At 52.3% G+C, this 539-nt stretch carries 1 protein-coding gene; it reads left to right on the top strand.

Translation table 11 applies throughout. From position 1 onward, the window contains the following. Positions 1-257: 257 nt before the first annotated feature. Positions 258-539 (top strand): histone H1-like repetitive region-containing protein (locus E1189_RS00540; RefSeq protein ID WP_196220858.1); only part of this gene is annotated, 282 nt, incomplete at its 3' end.

The following is a 539-nucleotide window of genomic DNA, read 5'->3' as shown; positions in this document are numbered from 1 at the left end:
AACAAGCCGAATGGATTCGTAAGATTATCTGCTCAGCGTATTTAATAAGCTGATTTCCTGAGCAAGATAAAGCAAGAGCTGCGAAAGGATTTACAAAAGGCTGCTCGTATAGAGTGCAGGCAGCCCGAACCGACCAGAATCGCTGTCGCTGAGTCAATCAGAACTCTGCGGTACTGAGTGAGCGCGATGGCTTCTGGATACCGAAAGGCAAGGCACTGTCGGACGGTATCGCGCTTGCAAGTGCTAAGGAGATAGCCATGAGTGATGTTGAAATGGACTTCGACAAGTCCGAGGCAGCGAGCCGGGAAGCCGGTGCAGTTGCCAAGAAACGGGCACCCGCCCGTAAGAAAACAGCCCGAAAAACTACTGCTCGCAAGAGCACAGCTAAAAAGACGGCTGCTAAGAAAACCCCCCGTAAGTCTACTGCCAAAAAAGCTACCGCGAAAAAGACTGCAGTGAAGCGTAAGCCAGCTGCTCGTAAGTCGGCGGCCAAGAAGACGACTGCCCGCAAGTCGACGGCTAAGAAGACAGCAGCCAAG

It is taken from the genome of Parendozoicomonas verongulae, from assembly GCF_009711465.1.
Lineage (GTDB): Bacteria > Pseudomonadota > Gammaproteobacteria > Pseudomonadales > Endozoicomonadaceae > Sansalvadorimonas > Sansalvadorimonas verongulae.
The sequence above is the reverse complement of the archived record's forward strand: the minus strand, read 5'-3'. Positions and strand labels throughout refer to the sequence as shown.